Genomic DNA, 2,004 nt, shown 5'->3' on the forward strand with positions numbered 1-2,004 from the left:
CCTCCTCGGGAGGCGCGTTGAGGGCTTCGCGCGGCGGACGGGGCCGTGAGTCCTCGGCGGATCCATGGGCCGCATCACGTCCAGAGCGCGGACGCGGCTCCTCGGAGCCGTTGGCGGAGCGCTGCCGTGCATCGTCCGAGGCTCCAGACCGGGCACGGCCTTCCTCGGACTCCCGTCCACCCCGGGCGCGGGGCTCGTTGGACGGCGGCACGAAGACCGGAGGCTCCTTCGCATGGCGCGCCTTCGGTTCCTCGGGAGGCTGCGTGCCCATGCGCGACAGCGGCGTGAGGATGGTCTCGCTCTCGACGTGGCCGGGGGACGCCGTCACGGGCGCCGTGATGCGCAGCGACGAATCCAGCATCACCGGAGGCAGGGCCGGCTGGGTGCGCACGCCCGGTTCGGAATCGTCGGGCTGCGCGGACATCTCATTCGTGGGCGGAGGCGGCCGGAGCGGCTCCGTGGGAGGCGACACCCGGCGCGAGGGCGGCATCGCCGCGGGCTTGCGGACCGCCACCTCCTCCGTCGTGTTGCGGCGGCCCCCCGTGGCGGCAGCGGGAGCCGGCGTCGCCTTCGCCGGAGCGGGTGCCTTGGCGGGCGCCGCGGGCGCGCGAGGCGGCAGCGTGGAGGAGATCTGCGGCAGCGCACTCGCGGGCGGAAGCGTGGCCGGCTCCGGGACCTCTCCGCCCCGGGCGAGCACCTGCGCCACCTGCGTCTCGCTGGAGGTACCGTCCCCGGTCGACTGCCCGCTCATGAGCAGCAGGCGGGTCTGGTCGCGGCGCTCGGTGAACAGCCGCAGCATCAATTCGCTGCTCTGTTCGGGGTGCCAGATGCGCGGCCCCACGGCGCGCTCGATGGCGCGGGCGAACTCCAGCGTGGTGCCGTAGCGGTCCTCGCGCCGTTTCGCGAGCGCCTTGAGGACGATGGCGTCCAGCTCCGGAGGCACTTCCTTGTTCACGCGCGAGGGCGGAGGCACGTCGCCGCTCAGCACGGCGTTCATCATGGCCTCGGCGCTCTTCGCGTAGAAGAGGCGCATGCCGGTGAGGCACTCGTGCAGCACCACGCCCAGGCTGAACAGGTCGCTGCGGGCGTCCAGCGGGTCGCCCATGATCTGTTCCGGGGACATGTAGCCGCTGGTGCCCTTCACCATGCCCACGGCGGTGCGGCCCGCGCGCGCCAGGCTCTTGGCGATGCCGAAGTCGAGCAGCTTGGTGACGCCTTCGTACGTCACCATGATGTTCTTCTCGGCGACGTCGCGGTGGACGACGGGCGAGGGCCGGCCCAGCGGGTCGGTGAAGCTGTGCGCGTAGTTGAGCGCCACGGCCGTGTCGCGCACGGCCATCAGGCTCAGGCCCATGGGGATGGGCTCATGGGCGGTGCGGCACGCGCGGGCCACCTCCACCAGCGTGGCGCCCGGGACGAACTCCATGGCGAGGAACAGCTCACCGTCCGCCACGTCCAGGTCGTACACGTGGGCGATGTGCGGGTGGTTGAACGCGGCCGTGACCTTGGCCTCGTCCAGGAACATCCGGACGAACTCCTCCTCGCCGCGGATGTCGGGGAGGATCTGCTTCAGCACCACCATCTTGCGGAAGCCGGCCAGGCCCTTCTGGGCCGCGAGGAAAATCTCCGCCATCCCGCCTGTCGACAGGCGGCAGAGCACCTCGTACTTGCCCAGCACCCGGCCGCGGAACCCGTCCGGGGTGAGCGTCAGCGTCGTCCCAGCCATTGAAGGGGTCCGACTCTACACCGGGGCAGGCACCGGCGCGAAAGGCCCGGACCCCCGTTTCTGGCCGGATGCCAGGGTTTACGAGGATGAGCCTCCGTCCGGGCGAGGACAGGGTTTCTGGGCGGACGCGCGCGAACTGTCCGACACCGGAGGGGCCGCCTCCGGGACGGACGGACAGCGGGAAGGGCGCCGCTACTGTGCGTGCCATGCGGCTGCGAGGGCATCAGGCAGGGAGGTGGGGACGGCGCGTGGGGGCGCTCCTGGGGGTGCTCATCGGG

General features: G+C 72.0%; 1 protein-coding gene. It reads right to left on the minus strand.

Annotation, left to right across the window (positions count from 1 at the left end):
* The coding region (locus D7X99_RS41805) for a serine/threonine-protein kinase (RefSeq protein WP_147476428.1) at window positions 1-1,726 on the minus strand (1,726 nt) is incomplete at its 3' end.
* Window positions 1,727-2,004 lie beyond the last annotated feature (278 nt).

This window comes from Corallococcus sp. AB032C, assembly GCF_003668935.1.
GTDB lineage: Bacteria > Myxococcota > Myxococcia > Myxococcales > Myxococcaceae > Corallococcus > Corallococcus exiguus.